The organism is Rhodococcus sp. NPDC056960, assembly GCF_042674125.1.
GTDB lineage: Bacteria > Actinomycetota > Actinomycetes > Mycobacteriales > Mycobacteriaceae > Rhodococcus_F.
The window spans coordinates 1-1,457 of record NZ_JBHURF010000090.1 but is presented as its reverse complement, the minus strand read 5'-3'; the positions used below and the strand labels follow the sequence as shown (position 1 = coordinate 1,457).

General features: G+C 63.9%; 1 protein-coding gene. It reads left to right on the top strand.

Annotation, left to right across the window (positions count from 1 at the left end; genetic code table 11):
* Positions 1–1,456: aldehyde dehydrogenase family protein (locus ACFTWF_RS45030; protein WP_378467534.1), on the top strand; the 1,456-nt coding region annotated here is incomplete at its 5' end.
* Position 1,457: the final 1 nt, after the last annotated feature.

Genomic DNA, 1,457 nt, shown 5'->3' with positions numbered 1-1,457 from the left:
TGATGTGGATTTGACGGCTGTGTGTTTGATTGGTGGTCGGTGGGTGCCGGGTTCGGGGGTGGATGCCATTGAGGTGTTCAATCCTGCTACGGGGCGGGTGATTACGGAGTTGGTGCCGGCGTCGATCGAGGATGTGGAGGCGGCTGTGGTGGCTGCGTCTCGTGCCTTCGTTGATTGGGGTTCGCGGCCGTTGTCGGAGCGGGTGCGGTTCTTGTATCGGATGAAGGTGATCCTCGAGGACAATGTCGAGTCGTTGGCGCGCACGATCACGATCGATCAGGGTAAGACGTTGGATGAGGCGCGTGGTGAGGTGGGGCGGGCGGTCGATTTCTTGGAGACGGCGATTGCCGCTCCGATGCTGTATCACAGCGACGCCGTGAACGTGGCCACTGGTGTGGATGCGCGGCGGGTGCGGGAGCCGTTGGGGGTGTGTGTGGCGGTGACGCCGTCGAATTTCCCGGTGATGAACACGGTGCAGTTCTCGGCGTGGGCTCTGGTCACCGGCAATGCGTTGATCATCAAGGCGTCTGAGCAGGATCCGCTGGCGTCGACCGCGGCGATTCGGTTGCTGCAGCAGGCGGGTTTGCCGGATGGGGTGTTGAGTGTGGTGCACGGCCGGGCGGATGTGGTGCAGCATCTGATTGCGCACCCTTCGGTGGCGGCGGTGTCGTGCATTACGTCGTCGCCGACGGCGCGGGCGATTTACGGGGCGGCGGCAGCGGCGGGGAAGCGGGTGCAGGCCAACGGGGGTGCGAAGAATCCGATCGTGGTGGCCCCGGATGCGGATCTCGATAAGGCGGCGGCTGGGATCGTGTCGTCGTCGTTTGGGATGGCGGGTCAGCGGTGTCTGGCGGGGAGTCGGGTTGTGGTGGTTGGTGATGTCTACGGTGATCTGATGGACCGTGTGGTGGCGTTGGCCGATCGGTTGGTGGTCGGTGACGGTTTGGTCGAGGGTGTGACGATGGGCCCGGTTGTCAGCGCCGAGAGTAGGGAGCGGATCCTGGCGGCGTTGGGGGAGGCGGAGGATCTGGGTGCGACGTTCGTCCTCGATGGTCGGAACGTGAAGCCGGTGGGTGGGGTGGAGACGGAGAACGGCTATTTCATCGGGCCGACCATCGTTGCCGGTCTGGACCCGCGGCACGGGGTGGAGGGTCGGGAGTTGTTCGGTCCGGTGATCAATGTGCATCGGGTGGACACGCTTGCGGAGGCGATCGCGTTGTCGAATGACACCGAGTTCGGTAACGCTGCAGCGGTGTTCACCAGCTCTGGTGCGGTGGCGGCGGAGTTTGAGCGTGGTATCCGGGCGGGCAATGTGGGGATCAATGCGTTTCCTGCGCCGCCGGCGAATGTGACGATGGGCGGGTACGGTGCCTCGTTCTACGGTGATTCGCATGTGTGTGGTGCTGCGCCGTTGGATTTCTTCACCGATCAGAAGTTGGTCGTGACCCGATGGTGAG